This is a genomic window from Pedococcus sp. P2_E5 (assembly GCF_056403895.1).
In genome coordinates, this window is sequence record NZ_JBFUEP010000002.1 from 1 (window position 1) to 18,764 (window position 18,764).

Annotated in this window: 20 protein-coding genes; 13 read left to right on the forward strand and 7 right to left on the reverse strand. The window is 71.7% G+C overall.

Annotated elements, in window-relative coordinates; translation table 11 throughout:
* The 6 genes from AC1DVZ_RS00780 to tsaD all read left to right on the forward strand — a co-directional run.
* On the forward strand, positions 1 to 331 hold a 331-nt coding region (locus AC1DVZ_RS00780; RefSeq protein WP_477616278.1), incomplete at its 5' end, for an alanine racemase.
* Positions 328 to 1,500 carry an alpha/beta fold hydrolase gene (locus tag AC1DVZ_RS00785; RefSeq protein ID WP_477616279.1) on the forward strand — a complete coding sequence of 391 codons (1,173 nt, stop codon included), beginning with the start codon at positions 328 to 330 and terminating at the stop codon, positions 1,498 to 1,500. The genes AC1DVZ_RS00780 and AC1DVZ_RS00785, both read left to right, overlap by 4 nt.
* Positions 1,493 to 1,966: a tRNA (adenosine(37)-N6)-threonylcarbamoyltransferase complex ATPase subunit type 1 TsaE gene (gene tsaE, locus AC1DVZ_RS00790; protein ID WP_477616280.1), complete on the forward strand. Its 474-nt coding sequence runs from the start codon at positions 1,493 to 1,495 to the stop codon at positions 1,964 to 1,966. Before AC1DVZ_RS00785 ends, tsaE begins: the two co-directional genes overlap by 8 nt.
* Positions 1,963 to 2,637 carry a tRNA (adenosine(37)-N6)-threonylcarbamoyltransferase complex dimerization subunit type 1 TsaB gene (gene tsaB / locus AC1DVZ_RS00795; protein WP_477616281.1) on the forward strand — a complete coding sequence of 225 codons (675 nt, stop codon included), beginning with the start codon at positions 1,963 to 1,965 and terminating at the stop codon, positions 2,635 to 2,637. The genes tsaE and tsaB overlap by 4 nt, the downstream gene beginning before the upstream one ends.
* Positions 2,634 to 3,107: a ribosomal protein S18-alanine N-acetyltransferase gene (rimI, locus tag AC1DVZ_RS00800; RefSeq protein WP_477616282.1), complete on the forward strand. Its 474-nt coding sequence runs from the start codon at positions 2,634 to 2,636 to the stop codon at positions 3,105 to 3,107. The genes tsaB and rimI overlap by 4 nt, the downstream gene beginning before the upstream one ends.
* A complete protein-coding gene (tsaD, locus tag AC1DVZ_RS00805) occupies positions 3,104 to 4,168 on the forward strand; it encodes a tRNA (adenosine(37)-N6)-threonylcarbamoyltransferase complex transferase subunit TsaD (protein WP_477616283.1) in 1,065 nt (354 codons plus the stop codon). Before rimI ends, tsaD begins: the two co-directional genes overlap by 4 nt.
* Positions 4,169 to 4,184: 16 nt before the next feature.
* Here the strand turns inward: tsaD and AC1DVZ_RS00810 are convergent, their stop codons facing one another.
* Positions 4,185 to 5,426, reverse strand: a complete 1,242-nt coding sequence (locus AC1DVZ_RS00810) for a glycoside hydrolase family 3 N-terminal domain-containing protein (protein WP_477616284.1) — start codon at positions 5,424 to 5,426, stop codon at positions 4,185 to 4,187.
* A gap of 81 nt (positions 5,427 to 5,507) precedes the next feature.
* Between AC1DVZ_RS00810 and AC1DVZ_RS00815 the strand changes: the two genes are divergently transcribed.
* Both AC1DVZ_RS00815 and AC1DVZ_RS00820 read left to right on the forward strand, forming a co-directional pair.
* Complete coding sequence (locus AC1DVZ_RS00815) at positions 5,508 to 6,491, forward strand: nucleoside hydrolase (RefSeq protein ID WP_477616285.1); 984 nt, start codon at positions 5,508 to 5,510, stop codon at positions 6,489 to 6,491.
* Complete coding sequence (locus AC1DVZ_RS00820; RefSeq protein ID WP_477616286.1) at positions 6,491 to 7,327, forward strand: ribokinase; 837 nt, start codon at positions 6,491 to 6,493, stop codon at positions 7,325 to 7,327. The genes AC1DVZ_RS00815 and AC1DVZ_RS00820 overlap by 1 nt, the downstream gene beginning before the upstream one ends.
* A 75-nt stretch (positions 7,328 to 7,402) precedes the next feature.
* On the opposite strand, the gene AC1DVZ_RS00825 is transcribed toward AC1DVZ_RS00820, so the two are convergent.
* From AC1DVZ_RS00825 to AC1DVZ_RS00840, 4 genes are all read right to left on the reverse strand, one after another.
* Positions 7,403 to 8,107 (reverse strand): VldE C-terminal domain-containing protein, encoded by a 705-nt coding sequence (locus tag AC1DVZ_RS00825; RefSeq protein WP_477616287.1) that lies wholly within the window; start codon positions 8,105 to 8,107, stop codon positions 7,403 to 7,405.
* 176 nt (positions 8,108 to 8,283) lie between these two features.
* Positions 8,284 to 9,516 carry a class I SAM-dependent methyltransferase gene (locus tag AC1DVZ_RS00830; RefSeq protein WP_477616288.1) on the reverse strand — a complete coding sequence of 411 codons (1,233 nt, stop codon included), beginning with the start codon at positions 9,514 to 9,516 and terminating at the stop codon, positions 8,284 to 8,286.
* Positions 9,489 to 9,896, reverse strand: coding sequence for a hypothetical protein (locus AC1DVZ_RS00835; protein WP_477616289.1), 408 nt, complete (start codon positions 9,894 to 9,896; stop codon positions 9,489 to 9,491). The genes AC1DVZ_RS00830 and AC1DVZ_RS00835 overlap by 28 nt, the downstream gene beginning before the upstream one ends.
* A gap of 97 nt (positions 9,897 to 9,993) precedes the next feature.
* Complete coding sequence (locus tag AC1DVZ_RS00840) at positions 9,994 to 10,800, reverse strand: GNAT family N-acetyltransferase (RefSeq protein ID WP_477616392.1); 807 nt, start codon at positions 10,798 to 10,800, stop codon at positions 9,994 to 9,996.
* Between the two features lie 349 nt (positions 10,801 to 11,149).
* Between AC1DVZ_RS00840 and groES the strand changes: the two genes are divergently transcribed.
* The 3 genes from groES (at position 11,150) to AC1DVZ_RS00855 (ending at position 14,829) form a co-directional block, all read left to right on the forward strand.
* Positions 11,150 to 11,443, forward strand: coding sequence for a co-chaperone GroES (groES, locus tag AC1DVZ_RS00845; RefSeq protein ID WP_056916628.1), 294 nt, complete (start codon positions 11,150 to 11,152; stop codon positions 11,441 to 11,443).
* Between the two features lie 104 nt (positions 11,444 to 11,547).
* Positions 11,548 to 13,167 carry a chaperonin GroEL gene (gene groL, locus AC1DVZ_RS00850; RefSeq protein WP_477616290.1) on the forward strand — a complete coding sequence of 540 codons (1,620 nt, stop codon included), beginning with the start codon at positions 11,548 to 11,550 and terminating at the stop codon, positions 13,165 to 13,167.
* A 153-nt stretch (positions 13,168 to 13,320) separates the two neighbouring features.
* Positions 13,321 to 14,829, forward strand: coding sequence for an RNA polymerase sigma factor (locus AC1DVZ_RS00855; protein WP_477616291.1), 1,509 nt, complete (start codon positions 13,321 to 13,323; stop codon positions 14,827 to 14,829).
* Positions 14,830 to 14,838: 9 nt separating this feature from the next.
* Here the strand turns inward: AC1DVZ_RS00855 and AC1DVZ_RS00860 are convergent, their stop codons facing one another.
* Positions 14,839 to 15,063, reverse strand: a complete 225-nt coding sequence (locus AC1DVZ_RS00860; RefSeq protein WP_477616292.1) for an RNA-binding S4 domain-containing protein — start codon at positions 15,061 to 15,063, stop codon at positions 14,839 to 14,841.
* Positions 15,064 to 15,099: 36 nt separating this feature from the next.
* Positions 15,100 to 15,393, reverse strand: a complete 294-nt coding sequence (locus AC1DVZ_RS00865; protein ID WP_056923260.1) for a WhiB family transcriptional regulator — start codon at positions 15,391 to 15,393, stop codon at positions 15,100 to 15,102.
* A gap of 213 nt (positions 15,394 to 15,606) precedes the next feature.
* Here AC1DVZ_RS00865 and guaB point away from each other — a divergent pair, with 213 nt between their 5' ends.
* Positions 15,607 to 17,202: an IMP dehydrogenase gene (guaB, locus tag AC1DVZ_RS00870; RefSeq protein ID WP_477616293.1), complete on the forward strand. Its 1,596-nt coding sequence runs from the start codon at positions 15,607 to 15,609 to the stop codon at positions 17,200 to 17,202.
* Between the two features lie 156 nt (positions 17,203 to 17,358).
* On the forward strand, positions 17,359 to 18,735 hold the full coding sequence (locus AC1DVZ_RS00875) for a S8 family peptidase (RefSeq protein ID WP_477616294.1): 1,377 nt from the start codon (positions 17,359 to 17,361) through the stop codon (positions 18,733 to 18,735).
* The last annotated feature ends 29 nt before the right edge of the window (positions 18,736 to 18,764 follow it).

Consider the following 18,764-nt stretch of genomic DNA (forward strand, 5'->3'; position numbering starts at 1 on the left):
CGTCTACACCACGACGCAGCAGACCAAGCTCGGTCTGGTGCCGATGGGCTACAGCGACGGCGTGCCGCGGCACGCCACCAGTGTGGGACCGGTGCAGGTGGGCGGCCGCAGGTATGCCGTGGCGGGACGAGTCTGCATGGACCAGTTCGTGCTCGACCTTGGTCCCGACAGCAGTGCGCAGGCGGGGGACGAGGCCGTCCTGTTCGGCGTCGGCGTGGCCGGGGAGCCGACGGCGCAGGACTGGGCCGCGGCGATCGACACGATCAACTACGAGATCGTGACGCGTGTCGGCGCGAGGGTGCCGCGGGTCTACCTGGGGGGTGAGCAGTGAGCCCCACCAACCGCAGCCTCGCCGGTCTCGGGATCGGGCTGGCCGCCGCCGGCGTCGCCACCGCTGCCGGCATCGCGGCTGGCCGGGTCAGCAAGGAGCGCCACGCACGCCTGTCCGTGCTGGCTCCCGTCGGCGCCTACGCCCACACGCCCGACAAGGAGCTCGTGGTCGTCGCCGACGATGGCGTGCCCCTGCACGTCGAGATCGACGAACCGGCACCGGGCGCCGCCGGTCCCGACAAGCCGACGGTGGTGTTCTCGCACGGCTTCTGCCTCAGCCTCGAGAGCTGGGTGCTGCAGCGCAAGGCGCTCGTCGCGGACGGCCACCGCGTGGTCGCCTGGGACCAGCGCGGACACGGGCGCTCGGGGCGCGGCAGCGAGGCCTCCTGCGACATCGACCAGCTCGGCCGCGACCTGCACCGGGTCATCGAGGAGGCGGCGCCCGAGGGTCAGCTCGTCCTCGTCGGTCACTCGATGGGCGGCATGACGACGATGGCCCTCGCAGACCAGCACCCTGACCTGATCCGCGACCGCGTCGTCGCGACGGCGTTCGTCGCCACCAGCGCGGGCGGCGCCCAGCTGGTGTCGCTCGGCTTCGGTCAGTACTTCGGCAAGCTCGTGGGCCGGTTCGGTCCGGGCGTCCTGGACCGCCTCTCGTCCCGGCCCGGGCTGGTCCGGACCGCCCYGCGCGCCGGCCGCGACATCGAGGAGTTCCTCGTGGAGCGGTTGAGCTTCGCGTCGCCGGTGCCACCGGTCGCGGTCCGGCTGACCGCCGACATGATCTTCGCGACCCCGCTCGACGTGATGGCGGACTTCCTGCCGACCTTCGACCAGCACGACAAGCGCGACGCGCTCGTACACTTCCACGGCGTGGAGGTGCTGGTGCTCAACGGAGTTCACGACGTGCTCACTCCTCCTGACCACAGCGAGGAGATCGTCCGCCTCATCCCGGGCGCCGAGCACGTGGTCATCGAGGAGGCCGGGCACATCATCATGCTCGAGCACCCCGAGGTCCTGAACGAGCAGTTCGAGGGCCTCATCGAGCGCGGGATGCGCGCCGCGGCCGAAGGCATCGAGGTCGCGCGCAAGCCACGGGTCCGGCGCACCGTCACCGACCTGGCCAAGCGCCGCCTCGTCGCGAAGGCGCGACGCGGGCAGAGCCGTGCCTGACCTCGTCAGCCCCGATCTGCCCACTGCCGAGGACACCCGGGCCTGGGGCGTCCGGCTGGGGCAGGTCCTGCATGCGGGCGACCTCGTCGTCCTGACCGGCGGCCTCGGGGCCGGCAAGACGACGCTGACCCAGGGCCTCGCCGAGGGCGTGGGGGTGCGGGGTCCGATCACCTCACCGACCTTCGTCATCGCCCGCGTCCATCCGTCGCTGGCGGGGGGTCCGGCGCTCGTGCACGTCGACGCCTACCGTCTCGGGGGCTTCGCCGAGCTCGACGACCTCGACCTCGACACGGCACTGGAGGACTCGGTCACCGTCGTCGAGTGGGGCCACGGCCTGGCCGAGGACCTCGCCGAGGACCGCATCGAGGTAGTGCTCGAGGGCGAGCACTCGCGGACCGCCCGTCTCTCCACCCACGGGTCCCGGTGGGACGGCGTTGACCTGACCACCTTGGAGGCATTGGTATGAGCCGCGTCGTCCTGGCCATCGACACCTCGACGTCCGTGAGCGTCAACGTCTCCGCCGGCTCCCGCTGGGCCTTCGGCGGGTCCGACGACCCGCGGGGCCATACGGAGAGCGTCGCACCCCTCATGCGCGACCTCCTGGCCAAGGCGGGGGTGTCTTCCGCTGAGGTGACCGACGTGGTCGTGGGCAACGGCCCCGGCCCCTTCACCGGTCTGCGGGTCGGCATCGTCAGCGGACTGGTCTTCGGGCACGCCTTGGGGATCCCCGTGCACGGTGTCTGCAGCCTTGACGCCTTGGCACAGCAGGCGGTCGAGCACGTCCGGGAGGGCGAGTTCGTGGTGGCCACCGATGCGCGGCGCAAGGAGGTCTACTGGGCCCGCTACCGGGTCGACCCGAGCCGCCCCGAGCAGGATCGAGCGGCACGCCTCACCGATCCTGCCGTCGCGCGCCCCGCCGAGCTGCCGGACGAGATTCGAGCCCTGCCGACGGCGGGCCGTGGGCCGGTTCTCTACCCCGAGCTCTTCCCCCAGCCCGTCGGTGTGCTCGAGGTGTCGGCCGGCGTGCTGAGCGACCTTGCCCTGCAACGCCTTGACGATGGCATCGACCTGCCCGTGGAACCGCTCTACCTGCGCCGCCCGGACGCCCTGACCCTCGCGGAACGCGGCAAGGCATGACCACGACGGCCACGACCATGCGCGACCTGCACTGGACCGACATCGAGCCGGTGACGGCCCTGGAGCGCGAGCTGTTCCCCGACGACGCCTGGACGCCGGCGAGCCTGTGGTCCGAGCTGGCTGCACGCCCCCGACGTTCCTATGTCGTCGAGGAGGATGCCGAGGGAGCGGTCGTCGGCTATGCCGGAGTCGACCTCGGCGGTGAGGTGGCGGACGTGATGACCATGGCCGTCGCGCCCCGCGCGCAGGGGTGTGGGCTCGGCCGCCGGCTTCTCGAGGAGCTGGTGACGCGGGCGCAGGCCGACCACGCGGCATACCTCATGCTGGAGGTGCGGGCCGACAACGAAGCCGCGCGAAAGCTCTATGACTCAAGGGGATTCGAGCTGATGACCGTCCGTCGCCGCTACTACCAGCCCGGTGACGTGGACGCCCACGTGATGCGGCTGACCCTCAGGGAGGTAGCGCGGTGAGCACCGCATCGAGGAAGGCGGACCAGCCGCTCGTGCTCGGCCTGGAGACGTCCTGCGACGAGACGGGCGTGGGCATCGTGCGTGGCGAGACGTTGCTCTTCGACGCGATCGCCAGCAGTGTCGACGAGCACGCGAGGTTCGGCGGGGTGGTGCCCGAGGTGGCCAGCCGCGCGCACCTCGAGGCCATGGTCCCGACCATCGAACGCGCCACGCGCGAGGCAGGCATCCGGCTCAGCGACCTGGACGCGATCGCCGTGACGTCCGGGCCCGGCCTGGCCGGCGCGCTGATGGTGGGGGTGGCCGCCGCCAAGTCGCTGGCGGTCGCGCTGGGTGTCCCGCTCTACGGCGTCAACCACCTTGCGTCCCACGTCGCCGTCGACATCGTCGAGCACGGTCCGCTGCCCGAACCCACCCTGGCCATGCTCGTCTCGGGTGGGCACTCGTCGCTGCTGCTCGTGCCCGACGTCACGCACGACATCCAGTCGCTGGGGTCGACGATCGACGACGCGGCCGGCGAGGCGTTCGACAAGGTGGCGCGAGTCCTCGGGCTGCCCTTCCCCGGTGGGCCGCACATCGACCGGATGGCACGCGAGGGGGACCGGCTCGCGATCGACTTCCCCCGCGGGCTCACGACGGGGCGCGACATGGAGCGCTACCGGTTCGACTTCTCGTTCTCCGGGCTCAAGACCGCGGTGGCCCGCTGGGTGCAGGCCCGCGAGGCGGCAGGGGAGCCGGTGCCCGTGGCCGACGTCGCTGCGTCGTTCCAGGAGGCGGTCACCGACGTGCTGACCCGCAAGGCCGTCCTGGCCTGCAAGGAGCACGGCGTGATGAACCTCCAGATCGGCGGTGGCGTCGCCGCCAACAGCCGGCTGCGCGCCATGGCTCAGGAGCGCTGCGACGCGGCGGGCATCACCCTGCGGGTGCCCCGACCCGGCCTGTGCACCGACAACGGTGCGATGGTCGCCTCGCTGGGTGCGCAGATGGTGCTCAAGGGACGCGCGCCGTCCGACCTCGCGCTGCCCGCGGACTCCTCGATGCCGGTGACCCTCGTCCAGTCCTAGGGGGTGACCCGGCAGGTCAGCCGCACTTCACGAGGCCGAGGTCGGCCTTGAGGTCGAGGACCCGCGCTGCGGCCGCGTCCACCTGGGCCGCGAAGGCCGGACTGGCGGCTCGCTTGACGGCAATCGCCTTGAGCATGACCGGCGCCTGCGACGCCCTGGCGGTGAGGACGATGTCGCCACCGGCCGCGATGAAGCGTGTCGCGCGCTGACCGACCGGGACGGCAGAGACCGCCTTGGCTGCGCCCACGTCGTCGGTGATCACGACGCCCTTGAAGCCCATCGTGTCGCGCAGCAGCCCGCTGACCACGGCCTTGGAGAACATCGCCTGGTTGTCGGGGTCGAGCTTGGGGTAGCGAGCCGAGGAGACCATGACGATCGGCGCGTCGGCGGCGATCCCTGCCGCGAACGGGGCGAGGTAGGGATCGTCGGCGTCGGCCGTGCGGTCGGTGATGCCGCTGCTGGTCACGTCGGTGTTACCGGTGATGCGGCCGAGTCCCGGGAAGTGCTTGAGGGTCGGCGCGATGCCGGCGGCGAGGGTCCCACGGACGAAGGCCGCGGCATACCTCGCGTTGGTCGACGGCGAACCGGGGGCGAAGTCGCGGCGGTAGCGGCCGATGGGCTGGTTCGCTGCCCCGAGTGACGTGGGCACGGTGTCGGCGACCGGGGCCAGGTTGATGTTCACGCCGGCCTTCCTGAGCTCCAGAGCCCAGGCCTCGACGTTCTTCTCCTCGCTGGCGACGCTCGACTGTGCCTGGGTACGGGCGGAGGGCATGCGCGTGAAGCCCGACCCCCGCAGCTGCTGCACCTGGCCGCCCTCCTGGTCGGCAGCGACCAGCAGACCGTCCCCGGCGGCCTGCAGTCGCTTGGAGATGGTCGCCATCGACGCGGCGCCACCGGACCACCCGCCCAGGTAGATGACTCCGCCCAGACCCTGCTTCTTCACCTGGGCGGCGAGCGCGCGCGAGCTGCCGGTGGGCTGGAGCCCGACCATCAGCAGCTGTCCCGCCCGTTGGGCCGGGGTCATCGCGCCGGCCAGCTGCTCGCCGCACGTCGGTGCGGCGGAGGTCGTCGTGGAGCTGGGCGAGGAGGAGCTCGAGCTCGGCGGTGCCGACGAGGAGCTGCTGGACGAGGTGCTCGAGTCGGTGGCCGTGGAGGCCGCCCCCGGGGTGCCCGAGTCGCAGGAGGCCGTCGTGGTCAGGGCCAGCGCTGCCAGTCCGGTCAGGAGGACGCGGGCGTGGCGCGCCGGATGAGCAGTCACGCACGGAACCTACCCCGCCTCCGCGGCCCCGGCGAAACCCGCACCGGGCTGTCACCACCCGGCCTCTGGCAGGATCGCTGCATGGCCATTCCCGTCGTCCTGGACGTCGACACCGGGGTCGACGACGCCTGTGCGGTGCTGCTCGCAGCCCTGCACCCCGCGCTCGACCTGCGGGCCGTGACGTGCGTGGGGGGCAACGCGGCGGTGGACGCCGTCGTGGCCAACACCCTCACGGTGCTCGACGCGGCCCGCCGCCCAGACGTCCCGGTGGCCAGGGGAGCCGAACGCCCGTTGCTGGAGGATCCGGTCGACGCCAGGCACGTCCACGGTCAGGACGGGATGGGCGACCTCGACTGGGCCAGGTCGGAGCGTTCGCCGGACTCCCGCCACGCCGTCGAGCTGCTCCGCGACGTGCTCCTGGAGGCTGCCGGGCACGCCGACGACTCCCACCGGGTCACTCTCGTCCCACTCGGACCGCTCACCAACATCGCCTTGCTCCTGCGCACCTATCCCGGTGTTGCCAAGGGGATTCGCGAGATCGTCTTCATGGGCGGGGCGGCCCAGGTCGGCAACGCGACGGCCTCGGCCGAGTTCAACGTCTTCCACGACCCGGAGGCCGCGGCCGTGGTGCTCGATGCCTGTGCCGATCTCGACATCCCGATCACGATGTACGGCCTGGACGTCTTCTACGCGCCGCGGATCACGCTCGAGACGGCCCGCACCCTGGCGGCACCGGGGGGCCACGACGCGGCAGAGCTGGCCGGGCGCCTCATCGAGTTCCAGTGCGAGCGGTTCGGGTCGCCGGACGCGACGATCGGTGACGCGGGGGCCGTCTGCGCCGTACTGGAGCCGGCCGGGGTGCGACGCGAGCGGCTCCCGGTGCGCGTCGAGCTCGCCGGCACGTGGTCCCGCGGACGCACGATCGTCGACCCGCGGGACTGGTCCGGGGGTCTGGCCCACGATCCGCACGGCCCGGCACGGTCCACCATCGACGTCTGCCTCGAGGTGGACGCCCAGCGCTACGCGACCCTGTGGCTCGACACCGTCAGCGGAGGGATGCGCTGATGGGGCTCGTGGTCGTCCTCGGGTCGCTCAACGTCGACCTCGTCGCTGCGGTCGAGCGGCACCCCGGCCCTGGCGAGACCGTCCTCGCCGAGGGTGCACTGCACCGGTTCGCGGGTGGCAAGGGCGGCAACCAGGCCGTGGCAGCGGCCGCAGCCGGCGCGCTGGTGAGGCTCGTCGGCGCTGTCGGGTCGGACGACGCTGGCCGGGCCTACCTGCGCCGGCTCTCGTCCCGCGGCATCGACGTCTCCGGGGTCCGCATCGTCGACGCCAGTCCCACCGGACAGGCTTGGATCACCGTCGACGACGAGGGCGAGAACTCCATCGTGGTCATCCCCGGCGCCAACGCCCACGTCACCGCCGACGACCTGCCGGACCACCTTGCCGACCTCGGACCTGGCGACGTCCTGCTGATCCAGCTCGAGGTGCCCCTGCGAACCGTCGCGGCTGCTGCGCGCGCCGCCCACGGGCGCGGGGCGCGCGTGGTGGTCAACGCCGCCCCGTATGCCGCCCTGCCGCGCGACGTCGTGGCCCTCRCCGACCCGCTGGTGGTCAACGAGCACGAGGCGCTCCAGCTGGCCGACAGCGACGCCGCGCCCACCTCCGTGCTGGTGACCTTCGGCGCAGCTGGGTGCAGCTGGGACGGGGAGCGGTCGGACGGCATACCCGTCGACGAGGCCGACGTCGTGGACACCACGGGTGCCGGCGACGCGTTCTGTGGGGCACTGGCGGCCGCCCTCGCCGATGGAGCCACGCGGCCCGAGGCGGTCAGGGCAGCGAGCGAGGCGGGAGCGGTGGCGGTGCAGCACCGCGGCGCGCAGCGCGACCCGGAGCTCTGACTCGTTCGATGTCAACGCGCCGACGATCCCCGGCGCGTTGACATCGAACCGGGGGAGGGTGAAGCCGGAACTGACCTAGAGGACCGAGACGTGCACGTGGTCGTAGTGGTTGGCCGTGGGGCTGCCACGGTCGGCCATGCCCTGCCACGTGCCGCCGGGGTACCAGATGCGCTGACGCCAGATGAGGTACTTGATGTTCAGCGTGCCGGCGTTGGCCTGCAGGAAGCTGGCGATCTCGTTGCCCTCGGTCGTGCCGCACATGATGTCGACGGCGTGACCGGTGCCGTGGTCTCCGGGGTCACCCGCGCGGTAGCCACCGAACGGGCCGGACCCGGGGAACTGCTGCTTGACCGCGTTGATGACGGCGATCGCGTTGGGAGTCATGCCGCCGATGTTGGACAGGCCCGCGCGCGAGGTGTTGCGCGAGACGGCGGTGCTGGTGCGAGCCGCCGCCGGCGGCGTGCTGGTCTTGCGGCTCGGGGTCGGTTCGGCCTGCGCGGTGAACCCGATGACGCCGTAGCGCGTGACCCTGGCGGGTGCGGAGACGGCCTCGGCTCGCGCCTCGACGGGGGGCCGAACCTGTGCCGACGTCAGCTCGAGGGCCGGGATCGACGCCGGGGCCGCGAAGGCGGTGGCCACGCCGAGCGCCGAGGCGGCCACGCCGAGGCCCTTGAGCGCAGACCGGTGGCTGGGGCGTCGCCAGAGGCCCGACAGGATCGCGGTGCGGCGAGTCCTGGTGGCGCGGTGGCGGCCGGAGCCGGTGGTGTGAGGGGAAGGCATCGCCGCCGAGGATACGAGATGGTAACGGCGCAGGGCCAACTGCCGGCGTGTTCGGGCACCGCTTGACGGGGAGTGCGTCCGGTTGCCTCCGGTTGGCGCGCTCTATTTCTCCGCCGTTCGAGGTCAACGCGCCGCTGATCCCCGGCGTGTTCACATCGAACCGGGGGCGGGGTCGGTCAGGCCGGTCGGACGATGATCGCCACCTGGTTGCTGCGCACCCTCGTGAGGATCACGATCGCCTCGTTGTGCCCCTTCGCGGGCAGTCTCAGCTGGCGACGCAGCAGGTCCGCGTCGACGCTGACGCCGCGCTTCTTGATGGTCAGCCGGTCGATGCCGTGGTCGCGGAGCCAGCCACGCAGCGCCTTGACGTTGAACGGCATCGCCTCCACCACGGCATACCGCTTGGCGAAGGGGACGTCGACGGACCGGCTCGACCCGACGTAGCCGACGCCGGCGTCCAGCTCTGCCCCGTCGGTCGCGGCCGTCAGCGCTCCGACGAGACCGGCACGCAGCACCGCCTTGTCGGGTTCGTAGAGCCAGCCACCCACGGCGGCGAGGTTCTGCAGCGGGGGAGCGGTACCGTCGCCGTCGGCCTCGGTCACGACCACGGCGGGCCCCGCGGCGCGCAGCAGGGCCGCGGTGCGCCCAGCCGTCCGCACCAGTGGTCCCCACCAGACGACGCACTCGACGACGTCGCCCTCCCAGGACGTCCACTGCGCCTCGGCGCCAGGGGGGAGTGCCGCGTGCGGGAAGCCCGGGCTCAGCTTGGCCCCGGTCGCCGGGAGCGCGCGGGCCACGTCCTGGACGGTGGTCCAGCTGGGGGAGATCTCGGCGAGGTTGAAGATCCTCCGGGTGCGGCCGCTCACGTCCGCGACGCCGGGTGTGCGCCGCGCCGGGTCGAGCCACGCCCCCACGCCGCGCGCGCCCTCACCGGAGGGTGCGGTGAACTCCTCCACCAACCCTTGGTATGCCGTGGAGTCCGGCCAGTGCCGCAGGTTCACCGCCGCGATCCCCGCGGTGACCTCGTCGGCGTCGATGGCCCTGACCCGCAGGTCGAGTCCCGCCATCGCCATGGCGTCCGAACCGATGCCGCACCCCAGGTCGTGCACGGTGTGGATGCCTGCGGCGCGGAAGCGCTGGGCGTGCTGGGCCGCGACCGCCAGCCGGGTCGCCTGTTCGAGCCCGTCGGAGGTGAGCACCATGCCGCGGGCGAACTCGCCGAACTTGTCGTGCGCCTTGGCCCGCAGCCGGGCCTGGTTGAGGGCGGCTGCGACGAGGTCGGGGTCGAACCCCGCCGCCCGCAACCGTTGCTGCAGACCCAGGGCACCCGACTCGTCGTACGGCGGGAGGGACTGCAGCAGACCCCAGCCCTCGCCGGTGGTCAGCCGTCGCAGCAGGGCCAGATCCATGCCGGGCATTGTTGCGTATGCCGCGTGCCGAGGTCGCGGGTCCCTGCGCCCCGACCGCGGGCTGGGACCCGCGACCGCTCGTCAGGCCCCCGAGGAAAGGGTGACCGGGCCGCGCGCCGTCTCGTGGGTGCAGACGGCCCCAGCGCGATGCCGGTGACATCCGCCCCTTGGGCCAGCGATCCGGCGATCGACACGGTGACTGCACCGCTGCCGCTGCACGAGTAGGTGCCGGCCAGCCGTGCCGCGCCGGCATCGAGCGTGCCGACGCTGTCGAGCGTGGCCGTCACGGCCGGAGCCGCGACGAGTGCGTGGAAGTCGACCGCTGTGTGGCTCGTGGCGTGCGCGTCGGAAAGGATCGCGACGCGGCTGGGCCTCGGCACCAGGGTCGTCGACGCCGACCCCCCCGGTCGTGTCTGGGACCCCGGCCGGGCCCTCATCCACACAGACGCACGCCACCGCCGTCTGGTTGTGCCCGGTTCAGCCGCGGCGCCATTCGTAGGGCGTGGTCGTGGAGGCCTTGACGAAGCCGGAGCGCTCGAGGATCGGCCTGGAGAACTCGGTCGAGTCGCTGTTGATGTAGCGCTTCCCGTGGCCGATGGCCGAGCGGGCCCGGGCGGCCGTCAGGGCCCGGTAGATCCCCCGTCCGCGGAACTCGGGTCGGGTCGCGCCGCCCCAGATACCGGCGAACTCGGTGCCCGCGACCGGCTCGAGGCGCCCGGCGCTGACGATCCGGCCGTCGTGCTCGGCCACCCACATCTCCATGTCGTCGCGAGTCCGCAGCCGGTGCAGGATCTGGTCCGCGTGGTCCCTGGCCTCGTCCTCGTCGTCGCCGAACACCTCGGCCTGCATGGCGCACATGGCCCGGACGTCGCCCTCGTCGGTCACCCGGCGGACCACCACGCCCTCGGGCAGCTCGACGTCGACGGCCAGCAGGTGGGCCTCGCCGATCATGATCGACTCCGGCTCGTCGGGGGTGAAGTCGTGGGCGACGAGGGCCTCGTGCAGGCCCGGAGCGTGGTCGTGGCCCCGGGACTTCCACTCGACCCGGGTGATCTCGGGCATTGCCTCGTAGTGCTGGACGGCCTGCTCCACCAGGCGTGCGACCGAGTCCTCGGTGGCCGCCCCGGCGTCGGTGTCGAGGGTGCGATACGTGACGAACCCCCGCCCGCCCATGAACGTCGCGAGCACGAGGGGGCCGAGCCGGTCGGTGGCCAGGGACGAGGGCACCTCCGCCTCTTCCCGCAGCTGGGTGTCGTACGCCCGCAGCAGCGCGGCAGAGGTCAGTGCGGCAGAGGTCTCGGGGGTGTCGGTCGCGGCAGTCTCGGGGGTGTCGGTCACCCGGTTGACCCTGCCGCGACCGACCCCACTCGGCAACTGGTTTGTCGTCCGCTCCCGCGTCGCTCGTCCGCTCGTGGCGAACGCGCCGCCAAACTCTGGCACTCGAGTTGACCGAGTGCTAACCGCGAGCCTAGATTTGCGTTGGCACTCCGGTTCGCCGAGTGCTAACGCAGCCAGTCGGTCGATCCCCGCGACGGCGACCGCCGGGCCGTGAACTCCGTACCAAGAGCACCACAGCACGACCAGCACCATCCACCTGTCCATCTTCGACATTCCCGAAGGGGAGGTCATCATCGTGTCGGTTTCCATCAAGCCGCTCGAAGACCGCATCGTCGTCAAGTCCGTCGAGGCCGAGCAGACCACCGCGTCTGGCCTCGTCATCCCGGACACCGCGAAGGAGAAGCCCCAGGAGGGCGAGGTCCTCGCGATCGGTCCCGGCCGGATCGACGACAACGGCAACCGCGTCCCGCTCGACGTCACCGTCGGCGACCGGGTCATCTACAGCAAGTACGGCGGCACCGAGATCAAGCACGGCGGCGAGGAGTACCTCATCCTCTCCGCCCGCGACATCCTCGCCATCGTCGGCTGAGCATCCGCACCGCGTGAGTGACGTGCCCTGTATGCCGGCCTGCCGGCATACAGGGCACGTTGCCTTAAATCCCTCCTGAACCCGATTGCTAGAGAAGGACTTTCATGGCTAAGACGCTGGAGTTCAACGACTCCGCCCGCAAGTCGCTGGAGCGCGGCGTTGACGCGCTCGCGAACGCGGTCAAGGTGACGCTCGGCCCGAAGGGCCGCAACGTCGTCATCGACAAGAAGTGGGGCGCCCCCACGATCACCAACGACGGCGTGACCATCGCCCGTGAGATCGAGCTCGAGGACCCCTACGAGAACCTCGGCGCGCAGCTCGCGAAGGAGGTCGCCACCAAGACGAACGACATCGCGGGTGACGGCACCACGACGGCCACCGTGCTCGCCCAGGCCATGGTCAAGGAGGGCCTGCGCAACGTTGCCGCAGGTGCCGCCCCGGCCAGCCTGAAGCGCGGCATCGACGCAGCGGTCCAGGCCGTCAGCGCCAAGCTGCTCGAGACCGCGCGCGAGATCGAGGGCAAGGAAGAGATCGCCCAGGTCGCCGCGCTCTCCGCCCAGGACGAGAGCATCGGCTCCACCATCGCCGAGGCGTTCGACAAGGTCGGCAAGGACGGCGTCATCACCGTCGAGGAGTCGTCGACGGCGACCACCGAGCTCGAGTTCACCGAGGGCATGCAGTTCGACAAGGGCTACATCTCGCCCTACTTCGTCTCCGATGCAGAGCGCATGGAGGCCGTGGTCGAGGACGCCTACATCCTCATCAACCAGGGCAAGATCTCGGCGATCGCCGACGTCCTGCCGGTGCTGGAGAAGGTCGTCAAGACCGGCAAGCCGCTGCTGATCATCGCCGAGGACATCGACGGCGAGGCGCTGTCGACCCTGGTGGTCAACAAGATCCGCGGCACGTTCAACGTGGTCGCGGTCAAGGCACCCGGCTTCGGCGACCGTCGCAAGGCGATGCTGCAGGACATGGCGACCCTCACCGGTGGCCAGGTCATCTCCGAGGAGGTCGGCCTCAAGCTCGACCAGGCTGACCTCGACGTGCTGGGCCAGGCCCGTCGCGTCGTCGTCACCAAGGACACCACCACGATCATCGACGGCGCCGGCAACCCCGACGACGTCACCGGCCGGGTCAACCAGCTCAAGGCCGAGATCGAGCGCACCGACTCCGACTGGGACCGCGAGAAGCTCCAGGAGCGCCTCGCCAAGCTCGCCGGTGGGGTCTGCGTCATCAAGGTGGGTGCCCACACCGAGGTGGAGCTCAAGGAGAAGAAGCACCGCATCGAGGACGCCATCTCGGCGACTCGCGCGGCCATCGAGGAGGGCATCGTCGCCGGTGGCGGCTCCGCCCTCGTCCACGCCTCCACCGTCATCGACGACCTCGACCTCGAGGGCGACGAGGCGACGGGTGCGCTGATCGTCAAGAAGGCCTCGGCCGAGCCGCTGCGCTGGATCGCCGAGAACGCCGGCATGGAGGGCTACGTCGCCGTCTCCAAGGTGCGCGAGCTCACCGCAGGCAACGGCCTCAACGCCGCGACCGGCGAGTACGGCGACCTGATCAAGGCCGGCGTCATCGACCCGGTCAAGGTCACTCGTTCCGCGCTGGTCAACGCCGCCTCGATCGCGTCGATGGTGCTCACCACCGACACGCTCGTCGTGGAGAAGAAGGAAGACGAGGACGGCCAGTCCGCCGGTGGCCACGGTCACGGCCACGGTCACTGACCGAGTCTCCTGACCAGGAACCCGGCTGACGCGCGGCCCTGAGCAGCGCGGCATACCCCACGAAGGCCCGTCTCCCACTGCGGGGGGCGGGCCTTCGTCGCGCTCCCGCGGCATACGATGCGGGAAGCGGGGTGGCGCAGAGCGAGGTGGCCCATGGCGGATCGGTTCGCCGAACCCCCCAGCTTCGACGAGTACGTCGTGGCGCGGGGCGCCGACCTGCTGCGGACCGCGTGGCTCCTGGTCGGCGACGAGCGGGGCGCCGAGACCCTCGTCCGCGCCACGCTCGCCCGGAGCTGGCCGCAGTGGCACCACCTGTCCGAGGTCGGCGCCGGGTCCTACGACGCGGAGCTGCGCAGGTCGCTGATGGCGAGCTACCTGAGGCGTCGGCCGCTTCGCCGCAGCCACGACGACCGCGCCGAACCGGGGCCGCGAAGCACTGCCTCGCCCCTTCCCACCAAGGCGGTCGTGCTCGCCGCGCTCGCAGGGTTGTCCCGCCGCGAACGCGCGATCCTCGTGCTGTGGTCCTTCGACGGCCTCAGCGAGGCCCAGATCGCCGACGCCCTCGACGACGGCGTCGCCGCGGTGCACCGCCACCGCCTGCATGCCCTGGCGACCGTCGGCGCGGTGCTCGCCCTCGACGAGGAGGGTCTGCGTGCGACCCTCGCGGGGCTGCCGCCGCAGGACCCCTCTGTCAACGGTCTCGTCGACCCGCCGAGGTCGTATGCCGGGTGGCTGCGCGGTGCGCGGGGGTGGGCCCTCGCCGCTGCTGGCCTGGCGGTGGTGGCCGTGGTCGGGGGGCTGGTCTCGCGCCAGGGGGGCGACGGGGTGGTCCCGACCCCGCCGCTGCCGCAACCGGTGGCACTGGCCTGCCGGACGTCCTTCGGGCCGCCGACACCGCCCGTCGTGCCCAGTCAGCCGCTCAGCATCACCGTCGCCGCCGTCCTCGTGTGCGCCCAGACCGACGAGGGGTCGGTCTGGGCGGGCTCGCTGCCGCCCGACGCCCCTGTCAGCGTCCCGCTCGCCGTCGATGCCCTGACGCTGCAGCCACGCACGAGCGGAGCCGAGTGCGCCGACCTCCCGCAGGGGCCAGCCTTCCGCATGGTGCTGCAGGGCAAGGACGGCACCATGACGACCTACGCCAACGAGGGTCTGGCCTGCAACGGCTGGCCGGCTCTGGCGAGCTACTACGTCGCGCTGGCGGAGCAGTCGGCCGACGAAGGAGCCGGGCCCGGCAACACGGGCGCCGCCTTCCTCGGGTGCCCCTCGATCCTGGGCAGGACCCGAACGGCGCCGAGCGTCGCCCCACCGAGCCTGCCGCGGGGGACCGTGCTGAAGGCGGCCACTGCGTGCCTGCACCCACGACCGATGCTCACGAAGGTGCCGCGCTACCGCGGTATCCGGGCCAGCGTCATGGGCGGCCCACAGCTCGCGCAGCTCAACGCCGACCTGGCCAAGGCCGGTTCGAGCCTGGTCCCTGCCAGCACCTGCACGGCGGGCAGCTCCCTCTTCGTGGTGCGGGGCACGACCGAGGACGACCGCCTCGTCGAGCTCAGCAGCGTCTGCGCGGACCGGTTCACCGTCGACTGGATGGCGAGGGACTCGTGGCCGGTCAGCACCCAGACCCGCGACATGCTGCGCGCCCTGCTCGTCGTCTCCGACTGAGCTCCGAGCTCAGGCGTCGCTGACCACGGTCAGCCGCTGACCGGCATACCCGACGGTCTGGCCGGGGCGCACCTGGGCGCCGCGACGGACCTCGACCGCGCCGTCGACGGTGACCTCGCCGAGCTCGATGACCGACCGCGCCATGGCGCCGTCGTCGACGACGCCCGCGAGCTTGAGCAGCTGCCCGAGCCGAATGGACTCGTCACGGATGGGTACCTCGACCGGGCTGCTCACGCAGCCGAGTCTAGGTCGCTGAGCTGGTGGCGTCGCTCAGCTGGCGGCGGGGACGGCGTGGCCGGCGTAGTAGGCCTCGCGCTCGTCCTCGGTCATCGCGCCCCAGACGCCGTAGGGCTCGCGAACCCGCAGGGCGTGCTCCCGGCACTGCTTGAGAACCGGGCAGGCCAGGCAGACTTCCTTGGCCTGGCTGTCCCGGGAGCGGCGGGCCGGCCCGCGTTCGCCCTCGGGGTGGAAGAAGACCTCTGGGTTGATCTGGCGACACGAACCGTCGAGCTGCCATTCCCACAAGTCGGCTACGGGTCCTGGAAGCCGTGACAACTCAGCCATGTCGTGCCTCTTCTCCCCGCGGCACTCTGCCGCACGTCTGGGACGCTACCGCCCTGTGACCTGCGGAAACAGGGCTGGAACGTAAGGACTTGTTCAAGGCCGCGGGGACGGACGCGGGTTGTCCCGCATGCTGGACGGAGCCGCGGCGGCCCGCTTTCGGGCGGTTCGGGAGGTCCGTCCGGGGGTGGGGTCGGCGCCCGTTACGATTGGACAATGAGCCTTGGTGTGGACCTCGAAGACCGTCGGCGCCTGCAGGAGTCCGCTGCGGCCCCCGCCCCGGATCCCGCTGTCGAGTCCGCTCCCGAGCCCGAGGAGCACGACCCGTTCGGCAAGCTGGGTCTGACCTACGACGACGTCCTGCTGCTGCCCGGCGAGACCGACGTGATCCCTTCTGACGTCGACACCACCGCGCGGCTGACCCGCGAGCTGTCCCTGCGCATCCCGCTCGTCTCGGCGGCGATGGACACGGTCACCGAGTCGCGCATGGCGATCGCGATGGCCCGTCAGGGTGGCATCGGCATCCTCCACCGCAACCTCTCCATCGAGGACCAGGCCTACCAGGTCGACCTCGTGAAGCGGACCCAGACCGGCATGATCAGCAACCCGGTGACGATCGGCCCCGACGCCACGCTCGAGGACCTCGACCGCCGGTGTGGTGAGTACCGCGTCTCCGGGCTGCCCGTCGTCGACGAGGGCGACCACCTGCTCGGCATGATCACCAACCGCGACCTGCGATTCACGCCGGTCGCCGAGTGGGCGACGACGCGCGTCCGCGACGTCATGACGCCGATGCCCCTCGTCACTGGCGCGGTCGGCATCTCCCGCGAGGACGCCACTGCCCTCCTGCGCCAGCACAAGCGCGAGCGCCTGCCGCTGGTCGACGACCAGGGCCGACTCGCGGGGCTCATCACCGTCAAGGACTTCGTGAAGTCCGAGCAGTTCCCCCACGCCAGCAAGGACGACCACGGCCGGCTCCTCGTCGGTGCTGCCATCGGCTTCTTCGGCGACGCGTGGGAGCGGGCGACCACCCTCGTGGAAGCCGGGGTCGACGTCCTCGTCGCCGACACCGCCAACGGCCACGCCCGCCTCATGCTCGACATGGTCCGTCGCCTCAAGACCGACCCGGCCACGCGCCACGTCCAGGTCATCGGCGGCAACGTCGCCACCCGCGCAGGCGCCCAGGCCCTGGTCGACGCAGGCGTCGACGCCGTCAAGGTCGGCGTCGGCCCGGGCTCGATCTGCACCACCCGCGTCGTCGCCGGGGTCGGCGTGCCCCAGGTGACCGCGATCTACGACGCCTCGCTCGCCTGCCGCCAGGCCGGTGTCCCGGTGATCGGCGACGGCGGCCTGCAGTACTCCGGTGACATCGCCAAGGCCATCGTCGCCGGAGCCGACACCGTCATGCTCGGCTCGCTGCTCGCCGGCTGCGAGGAGAGCCCCGGTGAGCTGATCTTCGTCAACGGCAAGCAGTTCAAGTCCTACCGCGGCATGGGGTCGCTGGGGGCGATGGCCTCGCGCGGCAAGAAGTCCTTCTCGAAGGACCGCTACTTCCAGGCCGACGTCGCCAGCGACGACAAGATCGTGCCGGAGGGCATCGAGGGCCAGGTGGCCTACCGCGGCCCGCTCGGCAACGTCGTGCACCAGCTCGTCGGCGGTCTCGCGCAGTCGATGTTCTACGTCGGCGCACCGACCATCCCCCAGCTCAAGGCGCGCGGCAGGTTCGTGCGGATCACCTCGGCGGGCCTCAAGGAGAGCCACCCGCACGACATCCAGATGACCGTCGAGGCCCCCAACTACAGCGGTCGCTGACCGACCCGGCCGACCCGAGCCAGCAAGCCGAGGTATGCCGGGTGGCGACCACCCGGTGCACGCCTCCTACGCGTTCTGCTCGATCCACGGGCGCGGGGGTCGCCCTAGCGTGGTCGTGCCCTCGACGCGCGGGGGCACCCTGCCCGGAGGTGGACCATGCGCACATCCCACCGGCGACTCCTGACCGCGCTGTCCGCGGTCGCCCTCGCCACGACCGCTCTGACCGGCACCGCCGTGGGAGCCACCCAGCGCACCCAAGCCGCCACGACCGGTGAGCTGACCGCGATCTGCCACGACCTGTGGGACGGGGTGTTCGCCGCTCCCAGCAGTGAACCCCTGGCCGCCTGCCAGTGGGACATGGCGCTGATCGGCGCCGACGACGCGACCCGGGCGCTGGCGGACGGCTCCGGAGTGCGGGTCGGCGTCATCGACTCCGGCATCGACTTCCGCCACCCCGACATCGTGCCCAACCTCGACCTGGCCTCGTCCTGCTCCTTCATCCGCAGCGACGACCCCGCCATCCTCGCCGGGCTGGCTGAAGTCACCGAGGCGAGCAACGGCGACTGCACCAACAAGACGGCGGTCTACGACCGCTCCGGCCACGGCACGCACGTGGCTTCCGAGATCGCGGCCCCCGTCAACGGCATCGGTATCGCCGGGATCGCGCCGAAGGCCACCATCGTCGCTCTCAAGGCCTGCACGATGCCGGGCTACTGCTTCGCCTACGCCGTCGCTGACGCACTGCGGGCCGCCGGTGACCTGCGCCTCGACGTGGTGAACCTGAGCCTGTTCGCCGACCCCTACCTGTACTACTGCGGGAACGACGCCCAGCAGCGGGCCCTCGCGGCCGACATCGCCTCGGCTGCGCAGTACGCCCGCCAGCGGGGTGTTCTCATCGTGGCGTCGAACGGCAACGAGCAGGCCGACCTCAGGCACCCGGTCCTGGACGTCATCAGTCCTGACGGGCCTGACGACACCCCCATCGAGCGGGTGGTCCACAACAGCTGCCGGGTGCTGCCGGCTGAGCTGCCGGGCGCCGTCACGGTCTCGGCCACCGGCCCGGTCGGCTACCCGGGCTACACGAGGAACATCGCGGACTACTCCAGCGTGGGCGGCGATGTCGCGGCCCCCGGTGGCGACTACTTCTCCGCCACCGGAACCGTCCAGGACGCGATCCTGGGAGCCGTCCCGCCGGACAGCGACATCTGGGCGGGGTTCGACCCGCTCGAGGCGGTCTTCCCCGGGATCACGGTCATCGACCACGGGGCGACCTACGTGTACCTCAACGGCACCTCCATGGCGGCACCGCACGCGACGGGCGTCGCGGCGCTGATCGTCCAGCGTCACCCCGGCTGGTCGCCCAGCGCCGTCAAGGCAGCCCTGGAGCGCGGCGCGACACCGCTGGCCTGCCCTGCGGACTGGGAGCCGCTCGGATCCGCTGACGAACGGCTCAGGTGCTACGGCGGCTCCGACGGGTGGACCTCCTTCTTCGGTCACGGCCTGGTGAGCGCCTCCGCAGCAGCCCGCTCGTAGCCGCGCTCACCTCCCGCGCCCGTGCAGGG